Source organism: Archangium lansingense (assembly GCF_026626635.1).
In the GTDB taxonomy this organism is placed as follows: Bacteria; Myxococcota; Myxococcia; order Myxococcales; family Myxococcaceae; genus Archangium; species Archangium lansingense.
On sequence record NZ_JAPNKA010000001.1, the window covers coordinates 11,023,437 to 11,042,905 of the forward strand.

Consider the following 19,469-nt stretch of genomic DNA (forward strand, 5'->3'; position numbering starts at 1 on the left):
GATGGCCCTCCGTGTGGCCACCGTAAATCCCACCTCACTCGGAGACGCTCCAGAATTTCGCAGGTTGGCCACCCCCTTCCAGGCTCCGATCAGGCTCCTACCTCCGATCTCGTCGGAGCCATCCGGGCGGATGCACGTTGAGCGCATGCTCATCAGCACACGCAAACGGACTGTTCCCGGGCTCGGAGAGCGCCTCGTATCGCTCCGCACGAGTCGTGGTCTCTCTCAACAGGTGCTCGCAACGAGGGCGGGCATCTCCATTCCCCGGCTTCGCGATGCCGAGCGCTTTGGCGCGGCCACCACGGAGACGCTCAACCTCCTCGCCCGAGCGCTGGCGACGGACGTGGACACGCTCCTCGGGCGGAAGGAGGGGACGCGATGAGCGCACCGGCTCCGAAGCCCTTGGCGCCTCCGCTCGAAGCGACCCCAACCGCGCCCCGGTTGCCGCTCCGCCTGCGGATCGGCCTCTGGCGGCTCCAACTTCTCACCGAGGCGCTTGAGCTGGCCCTTGCAGGGGCCCGCATCGAGGCGGGGCTACCCGGGAGCTTGGGTAGCCCTGAGATGAACGGTGAGCTTGAGCGGGCACAGCTCGCGCTGTTCCGCCTGAGCAACTACATCCTGCACTGCGTTGGCTACTGGGGAGATGCGGCATGAAGCCCAAAGGCACGCCCACCCCGCGCGGAGCAGTTCCGGTTCCGCCCGTAGACCCCGGAACCGGGAACCAGTTCCCGGAACCATCCGGAACCGGCGGAACCGGTTGCCCCCTCTTCGAGCCCCTCGCGGCCTTCCTCGAACGCACCAAGGACTTGCCGCCCCTCTCCTGGCTCATTGAGGGGGTGGTGCCCGACTCCGGCAACCTCCTCATCGTCGCCGCGCCGGGCGCGGGCAAGACGTTCCTGGCGCTCGTCATCGCCAAGACGGCGGCAGCGGCAGGACGGCCCTCCTTGCTGGTGCTGGAGGAAGGACGACCGCGCAGCATGTTCGACCGCTTCACCGCTCTCGCCTTCCCTGCGGATGCCCCCGTGCTCATTGCCCACCGCAAAGGCGTGCGGCTCGAGGACGAGGCGATCCGCGCGCAGATAGCCGAGTTTCTGCGCACCCACGAAGCGCCCGTTGTGGTCTTCGACCCGTTCTCCTCGCTGTTCCTCGGGAACGAGAACGACACCGAGGCCGTGAACCAGGCGAAGGAACACGTTCAGCGGCTCGCTACCGTCAACCCTCGGGCGCTCATCGTGCTCCTGCACCACACCTCGAAGGCGGGCGAACGCGGAGAGGGCCCAGCCATCTACGCGGCAAGGGGAAGCACGGTGCTTCCGGGGTGGGCGGATATGCAGGTGAACCTCTCCAGAGAGGACACGCCACGCGGCTCCATGCGTGTCGCCTTCGTTGCGCAGGTGGCGAAGGGACGGGATGTGGAGACGGCGCAGCGCTTCCGGTTCACGCTCTCACTCGGTGATGGCTCGGTGACGATTGATGACGTGAGCGAGGCAGCCGCGCAGGACAGGGAGCAGCAGGTGCGGCGCGCTCTCGTCTCCGCGACTGCCCCTCTCAACAAGTCGCGGCTGGCCGAGTTGGTGGGCGGGAGGAAGCAAGATGCTCTCCGTGCCATCGACGCGATGGAAGCGCGGGGCGAACTCAAGAGGGAAGGGCGCGGATACATCCTCGCCTCGGACACCGCCACGGAGGGCGAGCCATGAGCAGCAACCCCGAACCACTCTGGAAGGTGCAGGACGTTGCCCGCTTCCTCTCCATGTCCACCTCTTGGGTCTACAAGGAGGCCGAGGCGGGGCGGCTCCCCTGCGTGCGCATCGGCGCGGCGCTCCGGTTCCGGCCCGAGGAGATCCGCGCGTTCCTTGATCGCCAGCGCGCCCCCCGTGGGGCCGTCATCCCGTTGCGTAGATAGGAGGTTAAGTGCATGCTCCCAATTGTGGATACAACCCGCCGCTCCCGCTCCAAGCGCAGCACACCCGCTCCCCAGGCGCTCACCCTGGCCGAACTCCGGAGGCTTCGCGGCCTCACCCAGGTTGAGGCGGCAGCCGGGGCGGGCATGGATCAATCCGAGCTGTCCAAGGCGGAGCGCCGGGAGGACCACCGGCTCTCCACGCTCCGGCGCTACGTCGAAGCGCTCGGAGGTGAGCTGGAAGTGTTCGCCCGCTTTGGCTCGAAGCGGGTTCGTCTCAAGGAGGTTTGACCGTGGCTTCCATCTTCAAGCGTGATGGTTCCTGGGTGGTGAAGTGGAAGAACGGGGCGGGCCGGTGGATGCAGCGCCGGACGGACTGCGCCACGAAGCTCGAAGCCCAGACGTTGGCGCGCGAGTTGGAGCGCAAGGCCGAGTTTCAGCGCCTCGGCCTGGAGCCCATCGAGGCGCCCGTGTCCCTGACCTTCGGAGAGTTGCTCGACTGGTACGCGCAGAACTTCGCCGGACAGCTCCGCTCACAGGGAGACCGGCTCGCGGCTGAGAAGCACCTCCGCCCCTCCCTGGGGGCGCTGGGGCTTCCCGAGGTGACAGCGGCCCGCATCGATGAGGCGCTCTCGGCCGCTGCGGATGCGCTCTCGCCCAAGTCGCTCAACAACCTGCGGGGCTTCGCGCAGACCGTCTTCTCCAAGGCTATCCAGCGCGGGCTTTGGAAGGGCGCCAACCCGGCGGGTGCCGTGCCCCGGCGCAAGGTGCCCAAGCGCGCGCCGTCCTACCTCAAGGCCGAGGAGGTGGGGCCCGTGCTCGCCGAGGTGCCCGCCGAGTGGCGATGCCTCTTCGCGACTGCCGTCTACACGGGGATGCGGCGGGGCGAACTCGTGGCCCTCCAGAAAGGGGACGTGGACCTTGAGCAGGGGGAAATCGTCGTCACGCGAAGCTGGGAGGCGGGCACCACGAAGAGCGGCCGCGCCCGCGTCGTCCCCATCCACCACGAACTGAGGCCCTATCTCGTCCAGGCGATGCGGGAGAGCCCCTCGGGGCTGGTGTTCCCCCGCCCGGATGGCTCGATGCACTCCCTGAACGTGGACCTTGCCGCGCTGCTCCGCTCCGCGATGAACCGGGCCCAGTTCGTGGAAGGGTGGGCCCACAAGTGCCGCCGCTGCGGGCACGTCGAGCACTCGGCCTCCTCCGAGGTGCGCCGCTGCTCCAAGGTGGGCTGCGGCTTCACGCTGTGGCCCTCGCCCAAGCCGCGCACCATCCGCTTCCACGACTTGCGGCACACCACGGCCACGCTACTGCTCAAGGCACGGGTGCCGCTGGCGGTGGTGCAGCGCATCCTTGGGCACTCCACGCCCACCATCACAGCAGGCGTCTACGGACACCTCGACGTTGACGACATGCGCGCGGGCCTGGAGCAGCTCAGCTTCCAGCCGTCCGAGGCGCCGGTTGCCGAGGTGCTCCCGCTGGCCGTCGGCGGCCCGCATGGTGCGCCGGTGGTGCGGAGTTCGGAGGAGGCGGGGTTCCGCTCCCGCGCCTCAGCGGAAAATCCCGAGGCGTGGGGCGGGGTTACAGAGAGTGGTCCCGGCAGGACTCGAACCTGCGGCCTCTCGGTTCGCAACCGAGTGCTCTGATTCCACTGAGCTACGGGACCAGAAAGCTGGATGGAGAAGGAGTGACGCTCTACGTCCCCAGACAGGTGAGGCAGGACTGCCTTACGTCTGGGAGGCGGAACATCAGAAGAGGCGGCGGGAGCGACGCCAGTTGGAGCGGCTGTTCAGGTGCTTCGAGGTCATCGTGCGCATGGTCACCGCTCCTTTCATCCAGAAGAGACGCCGGGGTTGAGAAATCCTGACGCGGTATTCTCTGCTCGCTTACTGAGGCGGGAGCGGCGCCTGAGCAGCGCAGAAGGAGCGCGGCGGCTCGCGCCCGTTGATGTCCACCACGGTCTCGGCGGAGGGCCTGCAACCTCGAATCTGCTGGTCGCACTGATAGGGATGGAGGCGATCACAGTCCTCCGACACCGTACAAGCCTTGATCCAATACGCCTGCGGATCCGGCGCGGGAGCACGCAGCAGGACCGAGCCCCGCTGGCGGCAACCATTCGGCGGAGGCTCCGGAATGAGGCAGGCGCCACCGGCCCACTCTCCGAGGAAGTTGGTGACACACACGCCGCCCCCGCAGTCCGCGTCCTTCTTGCACCCGGCGCCGAGCGGCACCCCGCACTCACCATCCGCCACGGGATCGACGGGCCCTGGGGCGGGCTGCGGTCCGCTAGCGGACTGACACATGAGCGGGGTCGAGACGATGTGCCACCCCGCGCGCAAGAAGGCCCCGGTGGGCGAGTCCCTGGCCGGCAGATCCTCGGGAGCGTGAAGCAGGGCCTGCTGGGAGTAGCCCATGAACGGCTCCGAGGCATCCCTCCGCCCGTTGTCATTGTCATCGTGGAAGCCCGCGAGCCGCCCGATGGCATACCGCGCGCCCGAGGGCGTGGTGTAGAAGTGCTCGCTCCCGGGCTCGTCGAACAGGGGCATCTCGAAGGAACGGAAGAACGCCGTGCGGCGCGTGGTCCCCGGCTGCTCCACCAGCCTGTCCGCCCTCTCCGCTCCCCCCTGGCTCCACAACACCGAGAGGAAGATCTCCGCGTCTTCCTCGTCGACGTAATCCGAGGGAGCCACCACCCTTCCCCGCACCGTGAAGACCGGCGTCCCCGAGTATGTCTTGTCGACGAGCGTATCCCCGCATGCGAGCGCCGCGCCGGCGAGCACGCTGGCGAGCCCGCGCAGAAGCATGGAGTGCGTCATTCCCTCACGGCTCACCGGCGCCATACGAGTCCTCCCGCGCCCCACCAGGTGAGTGGAGTCGCCAGCTCACGGCCATCCGTTTCCACCCCGTTCTTCATCACCGCCCGCTCGAAGAGCCCCGTCACCGGGCCGCCCTCGAGGCGCAGCGCGAGCCCCGCGCCCAGGTGCCGCTCCACCGACAGGATGCCGCCGAAGCTCGCGCCCAGGGCCTGCCGGTCCGGAGACACCCGCTCCGTGTCGAAGCTCTGCCGGTGGTACACGCCCTCGACGAAGAGCCCGAACGCCAGGCTCACCGGCTCGAGGTCGACGAAGCGCTGGAGGGTCAACCCGAGGCCGAGCTCGTCATGGCGGCGTGGCAGCAGCCCGTCCAGCCCGGTGCTCTGGCTCCGCATGCCGCGCAGCCGCACGCCAACGGAGCCCCAATCGAAGTCGAGTCCGTAGCCCACGCGGAGCTGCGGCGCGGTGCCGTCTCCCGCGAGCATCTGGCCCTGGGCGCCTCCGAGCAGGGAGATGTTGTGGGTATAGCGCTTCTCCCCACCGCGGCGGCGCACGAGCCGGTCATAGCGGACGGTCTCGAAGGGCAGCGAGGCCACATCCGTCACGGCGCCCGCGGCCAGGGCCACCTCATACTCGCGGTACTCATCGGAGCTGCGCTGCTGCACGAAGTAGCGGCCCGCGGGCAGGGACAGCTCCCGGCGGTTGCCCTGCGGCGAGACCTCCGCCACCACGGGTCCCCCCCGCTTCCCCTCCAGGATGAGGTAGAGCGAGGAGGAGCCGAGCCGCAGCCGCCCCATCCGCCCCTGCGTCTCGGCGGGAGTGGACAGCACCAGCTCGCCGCGCCCCTTCACCTCCCAGGAGTAGGTCGGGTGCTGCAGCGCCACCGTCTGGCCGCTCGAGCGCAGCGTCTGGGTGTAGGCGTAGCCATACGCCTCGGTCAGCGTGACCTTGCCGTCATCGTCATGGTCGGCCGCGCCGCGCAGCGCGTTCATCAGGTGGTGGGTGAAGAACGAGCCGCGAAGCTCGTCGGACTCCTGGCTCGACTCGCCCGCGGCGCTCGAGGTGAGGATGGCCAGGCCCTCGGTGGCGATGTTGTCCCGCAGGGTGATGTTGAAGCTCTCGGCGGCGTTGACGCCCTTCACGCGGGTCACCGCTCCGGAGCGGCACGCATCGAGCACGAGCAGGCGCACGCCCGCGGGCGAGCCTGCCACCAGCGTCTTCAGCTCCTCGAGCGGCAACTCTGTCCCACCGAGATGGAGCGCGGTCGCGTCGGCATGGCCCGAGTAGAAGACCACGAGCGCGGTGGGGTGCCCCGCCCCCGCAGTGGCACGGATGGCGGCGTTCACATCCTGGAGCGCTCGCCGCACCGAGGCCGCGTTCTCTCCAAGCAGCATCATCGTCCGCCGCGACGAGACGCCTCCGTGTTGGCGCAGCACGTCAGAGAAGGTCCGGGCATCCTGCTCCGCGAAGAGCAGGCTCACCTCGTTGGGAGCACCCTGGTCATGACCGATGGCCACCACCCAGGTGTGCTCGGGGAGCGCCCGGGCCGTGAGGGGCGCGAGCGCCGAGAGGATGAGACTCAGGAGGAGAACGGTCCCGCGTCTCATCCGCCCTTCTCCATGATGAACGACGTCATCACGCAGCCAGCGGGGCACACAGGCTTCTCGCCAACACCCCCCGAGGTGCACTCCGGCGGGCCCACCTCGAGCGGGCAATGCACCAGATAGAGCATCTCGCGGCCCAGCTGCGCGTCGAGCGACACCGCGCCGGGGAGCTCGATGCCATTGACCTCCTCGAAGCGCGTCTGGACTCCGGGCTCCAGCGGCCACGCGGTGTAGAGCGTCCCGGAGGCCTCGACACCGAAGATCGTCACGTGCCCCTCTCCCGGCAGGTCCACACGGAAGCGGAGCCGATCGCCCGGCGCGAACATGTCACCGCTGACCACTTCCTCGGCATGGTCTCCGGTGAGCCGGAACACGTGCAGCGCGAGCGCCCCCTTCATCCGGGTCCCCTGCTCCTGGCCAGGCACCACCACCATCAAGATGATGGCCGCTGTAGCCACCGCCACCGGGGCGAGCAGGCGGCGCGCCCAGACACTCAGCCGCTCGGAGAGCGGAGTCTGGACCGGTGCGTCGAGACCAGTCCGGATGCGCGCCAGCACCACACGCGGGTCCACTCCGTCGATGGCTCCGAAGCCAGCCTGACGCTCAGTCATACGTGCGCCACACTCCGTGCAGCCCGCCACGTGGCGCTCGATCGCCTGGGCCTCCGCGGGTGGGAGCTCACCGGAGTGGAGCCGGTCCAGTGCGAAGTCGGACGGACACTCGGGCCGCCCCGCGCGCAAGGTGACGAAGTCAGGGGGGCTCATGAGCGCTTCCTTCCAAATCCCAGGAAACCAAACGGCTTGCGTTCCGGCGGCGGGGGGGCCGGCGGGGTGGGGGGCTCCGCGCCTCCAGATATCTTCGCGTTCGCCCACTCCTGGAACCGCTCCAGGAGGTTGCCCACCGTGCGCTTGGACACGCCAAGCACCGAGGCGGCCTCTTCGTGCGACATGCCGTCGAGGAAGACGTACACGGCGGCAGCGGCCTGGCGCTCGTCGGCGTCCGCGAGCAGCCGGCGGATCAGCACGAGATCATCTGGGCGCGCCGGCTCGGTCCGGGTGGCCTCGTCCGCCATCGGCGCCACGTGCTCGTCGTGCAGCGCGGTGCGGCGCGAGCGGTCACGGATGAGGTTCAGGCAGTAGTTGGTGGTGATTTGATAGAGCCACGTCGTCATCTGGCTCTGCTGCCGGAAGCTGCCGGCAGCGCGGAAGGCGCGGATGAAGATCTCCTGCGTCGCCTCTTCCGCATCGGCGGGATTACCCAGCAACCGCAGGGCCCGGCGGTATACCCGGGGTCCATGCTGGTTGAAGAGCAGGGATATCTGCTGCGAGTCGGCTCGGCTCACTGCGTCAGTCGCTGAAGGGGAGGTCAACACTCTAACAGACCCGAGCGCGTCCGGCCGAGGCCCGCTGCCGCCGGATTGTAGTTGCAATAGAGTGGTCATCGATGCGGGCCTCCTCCTGGCACTTCCAAGCTCTTGGACCCGTGAGGCGACAATCCGGGCAAGACCCCCTGCGGAATTTCTCTGGCTGGCTGCTCCTCCTCGGGTTGCTCGGCGCCTGCACCCCGAGCGAGCCGGCGCCGCCCGAGCCGCCCGCCCCCCGCTGGACCGTGCTCGACGAGACCGCGATGAAGAGCTCATGGCGGCCCACCTGGCAGACGGTAGCGGAGGGCTCGGTCGAGAATGGGGGGCTCTCGGAGTGGGCACAGGCTCCACTCTGGGCGGACGCAGGGAGCGTGGCCCTCCGGGTGTCCGAGCCCGGTGGAACACCCGTGTGCGTCCAGCTCCATGAGGTGAGGGACGAGGCCGGAAGTGCCTGGGTCACCCCACCCGCCTCTCTCGAGGACTATGGCCCGTACTGCCGGAGTTGCCCCGAGCGGGTCTCGGTCGGGGTGGGCGCGGGCCTGTACGTGCTGCCCTCGGGAGACCCACCACCTCCCAGGGCCTCGCGGCTCGAGGTGCGTATGGCGGCGCGCGAGTGCTCCACCTTCCTGCCTACACGGCCCGGCGAGCACCCGAAGCGCATACGTCTCGAGGTCATGCCCCTGGATGAGGTGGAGGAGACGCGCGAGGGCGTGGTGCTCCTGGAGGTGGCCATCACCTCCGGCTCCGTCTTCCACGAGGACAGCGAGCCCCTGCCCGCGGGTCTCATCGAGGCGCTCGGCCAGGTGAACGCCCTGCTGCTCCCGGGGCGTCTCTCGGTGCGGCCAGTCCGCGTCATCCGCGTGGAGGCGGAGGATCCGCTCGACTTCGAGCGGGGCAATCACGCGGCACTCGAGCGACTCCACGGCACGCTGCACGCCAGTGACGAGGGAGGCAGGGCTCCCGATGACCGCTGGGTCCCCCTGGTGCTCTCCGGCTGCCTGCGCCTCACCGACCCGGTGCTGAACAAGACGAGCGAGCCAGAGGGCTTCGTACCGCACATCCCCGACGGCCTGGCCGCTCCGGGGCGGGCGCATGGCGTCTTCATCCGGGGCCGCGCCTGCCGTGACGGCGCGGAGCCCATCACGTGGCCCACGAGCTACCTCGCCCGGCTCATCGCGCACGAGCTGGGCCACTACCTCGGCCTCTACCATTCCGTGGAGGAGGACGGGACAACGGACCTGCTCGAGGACACGGGCGCCGACAACCTCATGAACTTCCGCCCGTCCACCACCGGCTCACCGGCCTTCAGTGCGAGCCAGTTCCGCATCATGCGTCGGCACCCGGCGATACGTTGGGAGGATCAGCCTTAGAGAATCAGCCGCCGCGCCTGTGTCCGTTCCTGAGAGGGCTCGTCCCAGAAGTGGGAATGCCGCATCGCACATGCGCGTCCGTCACTCGGGAGCGAGGGGACCCCACGAGGCTGGCCCGGCCCTTGCCTTGGCTGCCCCAACATGGCCCCCGCCCTCTCCTCCGCCCCAGCCGCGAGCGCGAACGCCCGTCCCGTCGATGAAGGCGAACGCCTCAACCTCCTCGACACGCTGCGCGGCTTCGCGCTGTGCGGCGTCTTCCTGGCCAACGTCTACCTGTGGTTCAGCGGGCGCATGTTCCTCTCGCGCGCCCAGAAGCAGGCGGTCCTCGAGAGCGCGTCCTGGCTGGACACCTCTATCAATCAAGCCTTTGTCCCGCTGATCAGCGGCCGGTTCATCACCATCTTCTCGTTCCTGTTCGGCCTGGGCTTCGCGGTACAGCTCGGGCGCGCCGAGAGCCGCGGCGCCTCCGTCATTCCGGTCTACGCGCGGCGGTTGGTGGTGATGCTGGGCGTCGGCCTCGCGCACCTCTTCCTCCTCTTCCAGGGCGACATCGTCAGCACGTACGCCTTGCTGGGCTTCACGCTGTTGCTGTTCCACAAGCGCTCGGACCGCACCCTCCTCATCTGGGCCGCCGCGCTCATCTTCCTCGGCCCCGTTCTCTGGAACATAGGGCTGAGGCTGCCGGAGTTGCCCGGCTCGCCGGGCGCCGAGGCTGCCGCGAAGGCCGCCATGGAGAAAGCCATGGCACTCAGGGCCCAGGCGCTGGAGGCGTTCTCGCACGGCTCCTGGCTCGACACGGTGCGCATGGGCGCGGCGTGCTACCGCGGAGACCTGTTCTGGAATCTCAGCATCTTCCTGCCCGTCATCGTCGGCCGCTTCCTGCTTGGACTCTGGGCGGGGCGCCGCCGCCTCTTCCATGACGCGCCCCAGCACCTGCGCTTCTTCCGCCGGCTGCTCGGGTGGGGCCTGGGGCTGGGCCTCTTCGCCATCGGCATGGACACCCTCATCGGGCAGCTCCTCTCCCGGAAGATCATCAACTTCGGGTCGCTCCCGTGGCTACGGTACGCCATGGAGCCGATGCGCCATCTCGGGGAGCTGGGGATGGCGTCGTTCTACGTCGCGGGCATCACCCTGCTCTTCCAGCGCGACACGTGGCGGAGACGGCTGGCCGTGCTCGCGCCCGTGGGCCGCATGGGGCTGACGAACTATCTGCTGACGTCGGTGATGGGCGTGCTCCTCTTCTACGGCTACGGGCTGGGGCTCATGGGCAAGCTGGGCTCAGCGGCGCAGATCGCGCTGACCCTGGTGCTCTTCGCCCTCCAGACCGTCTTCAGCCACCTGTGGCTGGCGCGCTTCCGCTTTGGCCCCGTTGAGTGGGTGACGCGCTCGCTGACGTACGGCAAGGCGCAGCCCATGCGCCGGGCCCCCGTGACCGAAGACAAGGAGATGGTGAGCGCCTGAGCCGGAGCGGCCAGGGATGGAAGCAGCTCCGGCGCATCGCGAATCAACGCACCTCTGGAATGCGCTCGACCGTCAGCTCGTCGAAGTTCACGTCAAGCAGGCTGGGCTGGTCGAACGTGAAGCCCTTGAGCTTCCCCTTCGCATCCAGGGAGAACGTGAGGAAGCCCTTCGGGAAGGGCATGGGATCCCTCCAGTGGATGCGGAAGGTGTCGTACTGCCAATGCTCCAGGTCGGCCGTGAGGGCAGGACTGTGGCTGAACTTCAGCACCAGCTTTCCGTTCTCCTGGGCAATGGAGAGGTCTCCGTACATCCGGTCTCGGTAGCTGCCGGCATAGCGTCCCAGCTCCAACGAGGGCTTCGTTCCCTGAGCACGAGCGGCCACCAACGTGGCCTCGGCGTCCTTTGCTTTCTGCTCGCCTTCTCCGCGGAACTTCAGCAGGAGCCCGGCCCAGTCGGTTGGAGTAGCACCGAGGTAGGCGTCCAGCACCCGGAGCGCCATCGCGTAGAAGATGCCGCCATCCTGGTGCGAGAGAACCGTGATGCCGAGCTTCTCTTCCGGCACGAGCATCACGATGGCGGACATCCCATCCATGCCGCCCGTATGGGAGACCACCGTGCGCCCGCGGTACTCGCGCAGGAACCAACCGAACCCATAGGCGCTGAACCGGGTGTTGAGCGCCTTGAGCTCGGGTTTTGACGAAGGCCGATTGGGCACGAGCATCTGCGGGGTGAAGAGCTCGCGGGCCACGTTCTCGCTGTAGAGCTTCTTCTCGCCGAAGGCTCCCTCCGCCAGCAGCAACTGCATGTACCTGGCCATGTCATGGACGCTGGACACGATGGACCCGCCGGGGCCGAGCGCGTCGGAGTCCCGATACGCGATGGCCACCGGCTTGCCGTCGGTGCGAACATGCGGCAGGGCGAGGTTCTTCGCCTTCTTCAGATCGCTGTAGAGCGAGTTGCTCGCGTTCATCCCGAGCGGGGTGAAGATGCGCTCACGAATGAAGTCGTCCCAGGACTTTCCGGTGACGGCGCGGATGACCTCTCCCGCCGCCATGTACGTCACGCTCTGATAGGCAAAGGTGCTGCGGAAGCTGGAGACCGGCTTGATGTAGCGCAGCCGCTTGAGCACGTCCTCGCGGCTGTAATCGCTGCCGTACCAGAGAATGCCGCCACAGACCTGGGGCAGCCCGACACGATGGACGAGCAGATCCCGGATGGTGAGCTCGCGGGTGACGTAGGGGTCATGGAGCTGGAAGTACGGGAGGTATTGGCTGACGGGGTCGTCCCAGGAGAGCTTGCCTTCATCCACCAGCATGCCCAGGGCCACGGCCGTGAAGGACTTCGAGATGGACCCGATCGACAGCAGGGTGTGCTCGTCGACGGGCGCGGACTCGCCCACCTTGCGCAGGCCATACCCCTTGGAGAAGACCACCTTGCCGTCCTTCACGACCGAGACGGCCAGGCCCGGCACGTCCCAATCGCGAAGAGCGGTGTTGACGTAACCGTCGAAGCCTTGGAGGGGGGCCTGCTGCCCGGCAGCGGGAGAACCGCCGAGCACCAGAATGAGCATGAAGAGGAAGGGGAGTACGGCGGCACATCGATGCATCGGCGAGGCTCCATCCAGGGTGGAAGGCATCGTCCGAGCGAGACTAACGGAGTTCCTCCGCACGGACGAAGCGTCCGATGAGCACCTGCAAATCGGGGACCGTCTCGCGGTGGAACTGTTGCACCAGGGCGAGCCGGGCGGACGCATCGGAGCTGGCGGCCGAGCCCAGCAGGGAGATGAGCGCGGCGCGGGTCCGTGCGTCGGACTCCGAGGCAAGCTGCGCGGCGGCAGCGGCGAGCACGGCGGGCGAGGCGGCCCGCTCCTCCTCACGCACCTGCTCGGCGAGCGTATCCGCGATGGAGCGGCGCACCCGGGCATCCTGCTCCTGGCCGAGCCACTCGACGAGCACCGGCTCCAGGGTGCCAGACTCCATGCGGCGCCAGGCCCGCGCGGCGTGAGCGCGCACCAGGGGCTCGGAGTCCTGGGTATAGGTGCGAAGCGTGTCGGCGAAACGCTCATCTCCGGAGTTACCGATGGCATCGAGCGCCACCGAGAGGTCCTCGGTCCCGCGGGCCGAGCGCAGGCGCATGTCCAACTCTCCGTGGGATAGCCGAGCCACCTCGGGCATCCGGGCGTCGACGCGGTGGGAGAGCGCCCCGAGCGCCAGCAGGGAGGCATCGGCCACCTGCCGCTCCTCGCCATCCGAGCGGTCACCCCGCGCCTGGGCGATCAGGGTCTGCGCGGTGCGCTCGGAAGGCCGGGGAATGTCCTGCAACGCGACGGCGGCGCGCATGCGGTCCTGGGTGCTCAGGCCGCGGTCGGTGAGTGCCGCAGCAAGCCCGTTCTCGGCCGCGAGCGTGCCGGTCTTCTCCAAGGCCAGGAACAGCACGGAGTGGAGCTGCTCGGGCAGGGTTCCGCCACGCAGACGGGCAATCAAGCCCAGGATGGCCTCCGGGTGGACGGACAGGTAGCTGGCGAGGCGCGTGGTCGCGTCGTGCACCGCATTGTGGCCCTTGCCGAGCCTGCTGGTGAAATCCGCGAGCGCGCCATCGAGCGTCAGGGCAGCGAGGGCCGAATCCGGCGCGGGCGGCAGCTCGGGAGCAGAGGGCCTGGCACCCTCGGCGGCGTCCCCCCAGGCAAAGCGCCCGGAGTCGAGGCTGGCCAGGACGGCCGGAGCACCTCGCGCACCGTCCAGGCGCTCCAGCTCCACCTGCGAGCTCACGTCGCTCAGGAGCTTGCCGCCCATCCACACGCGCAGGTGCTCACCCCCGTTGAGGTGACTCACCCAGCGGCCCTTGGCGTCGAGGGTGGCCTGGGTCCCGGAGGAGAGCACGTCCACGCGCATCCGGCCGCCGAGCTGGGGCGGGAGCAGCGGCAGGCTGGAGGCGATGTACTGGCTATGCCGGCGCGAGAAGGCGGGAGCACCATCCGCGGCGGCGGCGTCGTCGAGCGTATAGGTCGCGTCGAAGGCTCCGAGCGAGTTCCGGTGACGGGAGACCCACTGGGCGCGAGCGAGCGGCGGGACAATGAGCTCGGCGGCCTGGAGCGTGCCCTGAAGCTGGCGGCGCGCCTCGGCATCCACGGAGGAGTCGAAGGCGAAGTCGCGGAAGCGGCAGTCGCGGCCGATCTGGAAGAGGAAGGGAGCCTCGAGGGCGGCGCGGCGGGCCGGGTCCGACTCCGCCGCACCACCTTCGACAAGACGAACATCGGTCAAGGTCGCGGCCACGACCCACCCCGCGGCGGAGCGCTCCTCGAGAACCCGCCACCAGAGGGTGGCCTCCAGGTTGAGCTGCTGGGGCGACGCGGTCTCGGACGCGCGCGCGGTGCTGTTCGCGCGCAGGTGGAAGGCGAGCTCCTCTCCCGCGGAGAAGCGGCAGGAGAGCGGACGCCGAGGTGCCGTCGTGGGCTCCTGGGCGGGCTTGGAGGGCCGCACCAGGGAGTAGACAGCGGCGAGACCGAGGACGAGGGTTCCGAGAAGGACAGGCGTGCGGCGGGTCATGGTCGCGATCCTCTTGTTACTGAAGGGTGATGGCCGAGCCGCTTCGGTCCAGCAACGTCGACGAGAAGGAGTAACCGTCGTAGCTGAACAGGTTGTACTCAGCGAGCGTGTCCCAGCTCCAACACACGTAGTAGACCTTGATGCCCCACACCTTCTTCTTGCACCAGTTGGCCTCGAGCTGCTCGATGGTCAGGTCGATGCTGCCGTCGAGCGTGGAGATGCGGAAGACCGCGTCCGTGTCGTAAGCGATGGTGAGCTTGAGAGGGTTGGTGCTGTTGATGACGAAGGAGAGCCCGGCGGAGACACCATCGCTGTCATTGGTGTTGAAGCTGAGGATGGTGATGCTCGCGGAGAGGGTCGCCTTGTAGAGGGTGAGGTTGAGCGTCCCGCTCACACTGAGGCTGGCCTGCACGTAGGGGCGCACCTGCGCGTTGATGCTGGTGGCCGACGCGGTGATGCCCATGTCGAAGCCCGCCGAGGCGGTGAAGCAGCCCGAGATGTTGATGGAGGCCACCACCACTCCGTACGAGTAGGTGAGGCACTTCTGCTTCGAGTAGCTCTTGTCGTACGAGTAGGTGACCGTGCCCGCGGTCTTGCTGTAGCTCAGCAGCGAGACACCGAAGACCTTGAAGCCCGTATCCATCGAGGCCTGCGCGGGCGAGACGGTGGCGGAGGCATCGCCCCAGGCCTGAGCCACGTCGAAGCTGCCGAAGAAGCCCTTGATGGAAGCCGTGGCCTCGTTGTCCGTGGAGGCACCACTGAGGTTGAAGGTGTTCGTCGAGCCGCCCGACAGGGCGAGCTGGATGGTGCTCGAGGAGCCCCAGGCGTTGCTGTAGGTCTTCGTCACGTCATACGACGAGGCCGAGCTCGACGAGTAGTTGCCGCGCACGAGGCGGACCGTGAACACCTTGCAGTTGTTGGCGAGACCGTTCGGGCCCGCGAACATCGGGTCCCCGTGCTCCGGGAAGGGCACCATGGCGCAGGCACGCACCTGGTAGTCCATGGAGGCCGCCCAGGGTCCGCCGGGGCTGGTGAGGGTGCGGAACTCCGGGGTGGGATGCAGACGAGCGTCGAGCTGCAGCTCCTCGCCCGGTCTGAGGTTCCCGATGGGCGCATGGAGGGCCTCGGGGTTGGCGTTGAGCCGCTTCCAGCCGACGTTGCCAACATCCGGCTGGGCGATGATGTCGTACGCGAAGTCCACCACGCCGGGCAGCGAGGAGGCATTGGCCTCGTTGAAGTCACGGCCGAAGGCGGCGACATTGATGCCAGCGACGAACAGGGGCCGGGGAGCCTCGGTGCCACCCGGGGTCACGTCCGTGGCCTGGCCATTCGGGTCGAGCACGACGACCGACGAGTCCGGAGAGGCCTCGAGCAGGGCGATGTCGGTGCCCGGGGGCGGCCGGACGTTGACGTTGATGACGCAGCCCGTGCGCTCCACGCCCGTCGCGGGATCCCTCGTCTTGCAGGCCTGGCCAACGGGCGTCTGGGCCTCCTTCTCGTTGTAGACGAGCCACTTGTCCTCCTCGGTGGTGTACTCGTCGGCTCCGTCGAGCAGGACGAAGAAGTTGGCGGCGCGCTGCGGCTCTCCCTCCAGACACTCGGGGGGAACGAGGCCCTCGATGTCGACGAACTGCTGGCTGCCGTCACCGGGGAGGGTGATGCGCGTACCACCCACCAGACAGCTCTTCAGGCTCTCCAGCTCCGCCTGCGTGGGATTGGGGCCGCTCGGCTTCTGCATGAGGCCCAGCGAGACCACCAGGCTGTTGGTGTTGCCGGTGCCCTTGATGCCCACCCGGGCCTTGAGGGGGAAGTTGACGAAGACGTTGCCGCTCGCGGCCTGGTCCACGTTCAGGCTGTTGACCTCGATGGAGAGCGGGCCGCCGAAGCAGGAGTTGTTCTCCACGTCGTAGCGCTGACCGGCTGGGCAGCTGCAACGGTAGGTGGAGTCGGTGGACAGGCTGCAGGTGGAGCCACCGCCACACGTGACAGGCTGTGCCCCGAACTCACACGCATAATGGCTGCCGGAGGAGGTGCACGAGATGTCGTCCCACGCGCCGCTGTCCCACATTCGGCCGCAGTTCTGGGTGCTGCTCTCGTAGCCGTCGCCGTCATTGGGCTCGCCCGAGCTCCAGTTGGTGTAGTTGGGCGTGTCTCCCTCAACGGTGACCCAGCCGGCACCCGGCTGCGACTGCCCGCTGTTCTGGCGGAAGCCGAGGTGCACGAGCTGGCCGCCGTTGATGGAGCGGAGAAGCTCGTTGTCGCTCGAGCTCCTCGGCACGGCGAGCCGGCCGCCCATGGCCTCGCAGTCCGCCTTGGCGGCATTCCAGGTCTTGTTGGTGGAGTAGCGGTAGTAGACCGTCTCGCCGCTGGAGGCCTGGGCCGCGGGGGCCGGGGCGCAGCGATCGGTGGAGACGAGGGACGCGCGCTGCTCCGGCAACGGAGACTCGGCGTCCGCATCACCGGGCACTTCCGCGAGTCCGCCGCAACCGCTCCACAAGAGCGCCGCCAGCCCCAGCATCAGGTGGCGTGGCACGGCGCGTGACGTTTGAGTCCAACGCATCGGGGACTTCTCCTTGGTACGGGTGGGTCGTCCCGGCCGGGGCGAACATGCCCGCCACACACGGCCAGGGAGCGGCCGGGCGGGAGCACACTGGCTTGGACCCGCGGGCTAAAAATCCGGGCAACGGGTCCGTTCTTTTTCCGAGCCGCGGGAGGCGCGTGGAGCGTGTGGGACGCTCAACACGTGCCTCGTCTCAATGTCTGCTCAGATTGACAAAGGGCGAACTGCGTCTATATTTGTCCGCGTTATGAGGCCCGTCTCCACCATCTTGGGTGTGCCGTCCGTGCGCGTGCTCGCGCCGATGGCGGACGTGCGTCTCGGCTCCCGCAACAAGGTTCTGCTCGACATTTGATCAGGCGGACCGGGTTCCCTGGTACGCGGGTTTGCTGGTTCCCGTGTGCCGTAGGGGCTCGGTTCCGCCACTGATCATCCCGGGCCTTCGTGTGTCCTCACGCCGTCCTGAGCGTCCCTGAGGGGCCGCTCCCGGGCATGCGTGTGCGCGCCCCAAGGCCCCGGAGCGCCTTTTCCCTCTCAACCAGTGTCTGTCTTCAACCCGCGGGTGCTCACACCCGGCGGGAACGGGAGTCTTTTATGTCTCGCACCACTCGAATCGAGCGCTACCGCAACATCGGCATCATGGCCCACATCGACGCGGGCAAGACCACGCTCACCGAGCGCATCCTCTTCTTCACCGGCCGCATCCACGCAGTGGGCGAGGTGCACGACGGCGCCACCGAGATGGACTGGATGGAGCAGGAGAAGAAGCGCGGCATCACCATCACCTCGGCGGCCACCACCGCCTCCTGGAAGCCGATGCGAGGCCCCTTCGCGGGTCTCCCGCACCGCATCAACATCCTGGACACGCCAGGACACGTGGACTTCACCATCGAGGTGGAGCGGTCCCTGCGCGTCCTGGATGGAGCGGTGGCGGTGTTCGACGCCAGCCAAGGGGTGGAGCCGCAGTCCGAGACGGTGTGGCACCAGGCCAACCGGCATGGGGTGCCGCGCATCGCCTTCCTCAACAAGATGGACAAGGTGGGCGCGGACTTCGCCATGTGCGTGCGCTCCATTCGCCAGCGGCTGGATGCCAACCCGGTGCCGGTGCAGCTCCCCATCGGAGCGGGCCCCGAGTTCACCGGGCTCATCGACCTGCCCCGTATGCGGGCCTTCCTCTTCAACGGGGAGCAAGGCGAGCCCGCCGAGGGACAGGAGATTCCGGCGCACCTGCGCGCTGAAGCGGAAGCGCTGCGTCTACGGCTCATCGAGGCCTGCGCGGAGGTGGATGGCACCGTCCTCCAGAAGTACGTGGAGGGACGGCTGGCGGAGATTACCGCGGAGGAGTTGGAGCACGCGCTCCGCAAGGGCACCCTCCAGCGGCAGCTGGTGCCAGTGCTCTGCGGGGCGGCTTTCAAGAACAAGGGTGTGCGGATGCTGCTGGATGGAATCATCAACTACCTGCCCGCCCCGTCGGACCTTCCGGCGGCCGAGGGCGAGGTTCCCGGGACGCGGGAGCACGTCACCCGTGCGTCCAGGGACGAGGAGCCGCTGTGCGCGCTCGTCTTCAAGCTCATGCACGACAAGGCCGTGGGGAGCATCGTGTTCCTGCGCGTCTACTCGGGCACCCTGCGCACGGGCATGTCCGTGCTCAACACCCGCCAGCAGCGCCGCGAGCGCGTGGGACGGCTCATGTTCATGCATGCCAACAAGCGTGAGGAGGTGGACGAGGTGCATGCCGGCGACATCTGCGCGGCGCTCAACCTGCGCGGAGTGCGCACGGGCGACACGCTGTGCGCTCCGGAGGCTCCCGTGATGTTGGAGGCGCTCCGTTTTCCCGAGCCGGTCGTTCAGCTCGCCATCGAGGCGCGCTCTCGGGCGGAGCAACAGAAGATGGAGGACGGTCTGACGCGACTCGCCGCGGAGGACCCCTCGTTGCGAGTGGAGGTGGACCCAGAGACCGGTCAGCAACTGCTGTCCGGCATGGGAGAGCTACACCTGGAGATCATCGTGGACCGACTGAGAACCGAGTACGGCGTGGAGGCGAGCGTGGGCCAACCTCGGGTGGCCTACCGCGAGACGCTGCGCCAGAAAGTACGCCAGGAGTACCGTCACGTCCGGCAGACCGGAGGGCCCGGGCAGTTCGCCCACGTGGTGATGGAGGTGGCTCCCGCGCCGCGAGGCACGGGGCTCGTCTTCGTGGATGAGACCCATGGCGGTGTCATCCCGAAGGAGTTCATCCCGGCCATCGAGAAGGGTGTGGCTGGCGCCATGGAGCGGGGCGTGCTCGCGGGCTACCCGCTGGTGGACGTGGAGGTGCATCTGGTCGACGGGAGCACGCACGTGCGCGACTCCACGCCGCAGGCGTTCACCATGGCCGGCTCGCTGGCCTTCCAGGAGGCGGCTCGGAGTGCGGGCGTGCAGTTGTTGGAGCCCATGATGGACGTGGAGGTCACCACGCCGGAGGAGTTCCTGGGTGACGTGCTCGGGGACCTGTCCGCCCGGCGCGGGCGTGTGCGGGGGATGGAGGGCCATGGCGCGGTGCGGAACGTCTCCGCGCTGGTGCCCATGGCCAGCCTCTTCGGCTACGTGAACAGCCTCCGCGGCCGCACTCAGGGACGCGCCACCGCCACCCTGCGGCTGGCCACCTATGAGCCGGTGCCCGACGCGCTCCAGGCGTCGGTGCTGGCGGCTCGCAAGTAGTGGGAGCAGGCAGGCTCCGGGGAAGCCGAGGGTCCCCGGAGCCCTGTCGCCATGACGCGACGCGAAGCAATGACGCATTGCGCGGACACCGCGCACCGCGTCAGACCGTGGCGCTCATGTGAAATTCGTGCGGCCGTGGCAGAGCGATGACGTAGC

Annotated in this window: 15 protein-coding genes, 1 tRNA gene and 1 pseudogene; 8 read left to right on the forward strand and 9 right to left on the reverse strand. The window is 68.3% G+C overall.

The features are described 5' to 3' along the window. Positions 1-130: 130 nt before the first annotated feature. From OV287_RS44050 to OV287_RS56590, 5 genes and pseudogenes are all read left to right on the forward strand, one after another. On the forward strand, positions 131-382 hold the full coding sequence (locus tag OV287_RS44050) for a helix-turn-helix domain-containing protein (protein WP_267540046.1): 252 nt from the start codon (positions 131-133) through the stop codon (positions 380-382). Between the two features lie 268 nt (positions 383-650). Then, positions 651-1,697, forward strand: a complete 1,047-nt coding sequence (locus tag OV287_RS44055) for an AAA family ATPase (protein WP_267540047.1) — start codon at positions 651-653, stop codon at positions 1,695-1,697. Further along, positions 1,694-1,903: a helix-turn-helix domain-containing protein gene (locus OV287_RS44060; RefSeq protein ID WP_267540048.1), complete on the forward strand. Its 210-nt coding sequence runs from the start codon at positions 1,694-1,696 to the stop codon at positions 1,901-1,903. The genes OV287_RS44055 and OV287_RS44060 overlap by 4 nt, the downstream gene beginning before the upstream one ends. A 12-nt stretch (positions 1,904-1,915) precedes the next feature. After that, complete coding sequence (locus OV287_RS44065) at positions 1,916-2,191, forward strand: helix-turn-helix domain-containing protein (protein WP_267540049.1); 276 nt, start codon at positions 1,916-1,918, stop codon at positions 2,189-2,191. Positions 2,192-2,775: 584 nt separating this feature from the next. Then, a pseudogene (locus OV287_RS56590) lies at positions 2,776-3,243 on the forward strand (tyrosine-type recombinase/integrase); the annotation flags it as partial. On the opposite strand, the gene OV287_RS44075 reads toward OV287_RS56590, so the two are convergent. From OV287_RS44075 to OV287_RS44100, 6 genes are all read right to left on the reverse strand, one after another. Continuing rightward, on the reverse strand, positions 3,208-3,399 hold the full coding sequence (locus OV287_RS44075) for a hypothetical protein (protein WP_267540051.1): 192 nt from the start codon (positions 3,397-3,399) through the stop codon (positions 3,208-3,210). The pseudogene OV287_RS56590 and the gene OV287_RS44075 overlap by 36 nt on opposite strands. 92 nt (positions 3,400-3,491) lie before the next feature. Then, a tRNA-Arg gene (locus OV287_RS44080) sits at positions 3,492-3,566 on the reverse strand. A 220-nt stretch (positions 3,567-3,786) separates the two neighbouring features. Then, a complete protein-coding gene (locus tag OV287_RS44085) occupies positions 3,787-4,740 on the reverse strand; it encodes a hypothetical protein (RefSeq protein WP_267540052.1) in 954 nt (317 codons plus the stop codon). Further along, positions 4,728-6,320: a caspase family protein gene (locus OV287_RS44090; RefSeq protein ID WP_267540053.1), complete on the reverse strand. Its 1,593-nt coding sequence runs from the start codon at positions 6,318-6,320 to the stop codon at positions 4,728-4,730. Before OV287_RS44090 ends, OV287_RS44085 begins: the two co-directional genes overlap by 13 nt. Then, a complete protein-coding gene (locus tag OV287_RS44095) occupies positions 6,317-7,081 on the reverse strand; it encodes a zf-HC2 domain-containing protein (protein WP_267540054.1) in 765 nt (254 codons plus the stop codon). The genes OV287_RS44090 and OV287_RS44095 overlap by 4 nt, the downstream gene beginning before the upstream one ends. Then, positions 7,078-7,659 (reverse strand): RNA polymerase sigma factor, encoded by a 582-nt coding sequence (locus OV287_RS44100; protein WP_267540055.1) that lies wholly within the window; start codon positions 7,657-7,659, stop codon positions 7,078-7,080. Before OV287_RS44100 ends, OV287_RS44095 begins: the two co-directional genes overlap by 4 nt. Before the next feature lie 284 nt (positions 7,660-7,943). Between OV287_RS44100 and OV287_RS44105 the strand changes: the two genes are divergently transcribed. Then, positions 7,944-9,050 carry a hypothetical protein gene (locus OV287_RS44105; protein WP_267540056.1) on the forward strand — a complete coding sequence of 369 codons (1,107 nt, stop codon included), beginning with the start codon at positions 7,944-7,946 and terminating at the stop codon, positions 9,048-9,050. 141 nt (positions 9,051-9,191) lie between these two features. Further along, positions 9,192-10,511 carry a DUF418 domain-containing protein gene (locus tag OV287_RS44110; RefSeq protein WP_267540057.1) on the forward strand — a complete coding sequence of 440 codons (1,320 nt, stop codon included), beginning with the start codon at positions 9,192-9,194 and terminating at the stop codon, positions 10,509-10,511. A 43-nt stretch (positions 10,512-10,554) separates the two neighbouring features. Here the strand turns inward: OV287_RS44110 and OV287_RS44115 are convergent, their stop codons facing one another. The 3 genes from OV287_RS44115 to OV287_RS44125 are packed head-to-tail and all read right to left on the reverse strand — an operon-like array spanning position 10,555 to position 16,616. Then, the gene (locus OV287_RS44115) at positions 10,555-12,117 is read right to left on the reverse strand and encodes a serine hydrolase (protein WP_267540058.1); all 1,563 of its coding nucleotides are present in this window, start codon (positions 12,115-12,117) and stop codon (positions 10,555-10,557) included. A gap of 43 nt (positions 12,118-12,160) precedes the next feature. Then, positions 12,161-14,056, reverse strand: coding sequence for a HEAT repeat domain-containing protein (locus OV287_RS44120; protein ID WP_267540059.1), 1,896 nt, complete (start codon positions 14,054-14,056; stop codon positions 12,161-12,163). A gap of 16 nt (positions 14,057-14,072) precedes the next feature. After that, positions 14,073-16,616: a lectin-like protein gene (locus OV287_RS44125; RefSeq protein WP_267540060.1), complete on the reverse strand. Its 2,544-nt coding sequence runs from the start codon at positions 16,614-16,616 to the stop codon at positions 14,073-14,075. Between the two features lie 591 nt (positions 16,617-17,207). Between OV287_RS44125 and fusA the strand changes: the two genes are divergently transcribed. Then, the gene (gene fusA, locus OV287_RS44130) at positions 17,208-19,313 is read left to right on the forward strand and encodes an elongation factor G (RefSeq protein ID WP_267540061.1); all 2,106 of its coding nucleotides are present in this window, start codon (positions 17,208-17,210) and stop codon (positions 19,311-19,313) included. Positions 19,314-19,469 lie beyond the last annotated feature (156 nt).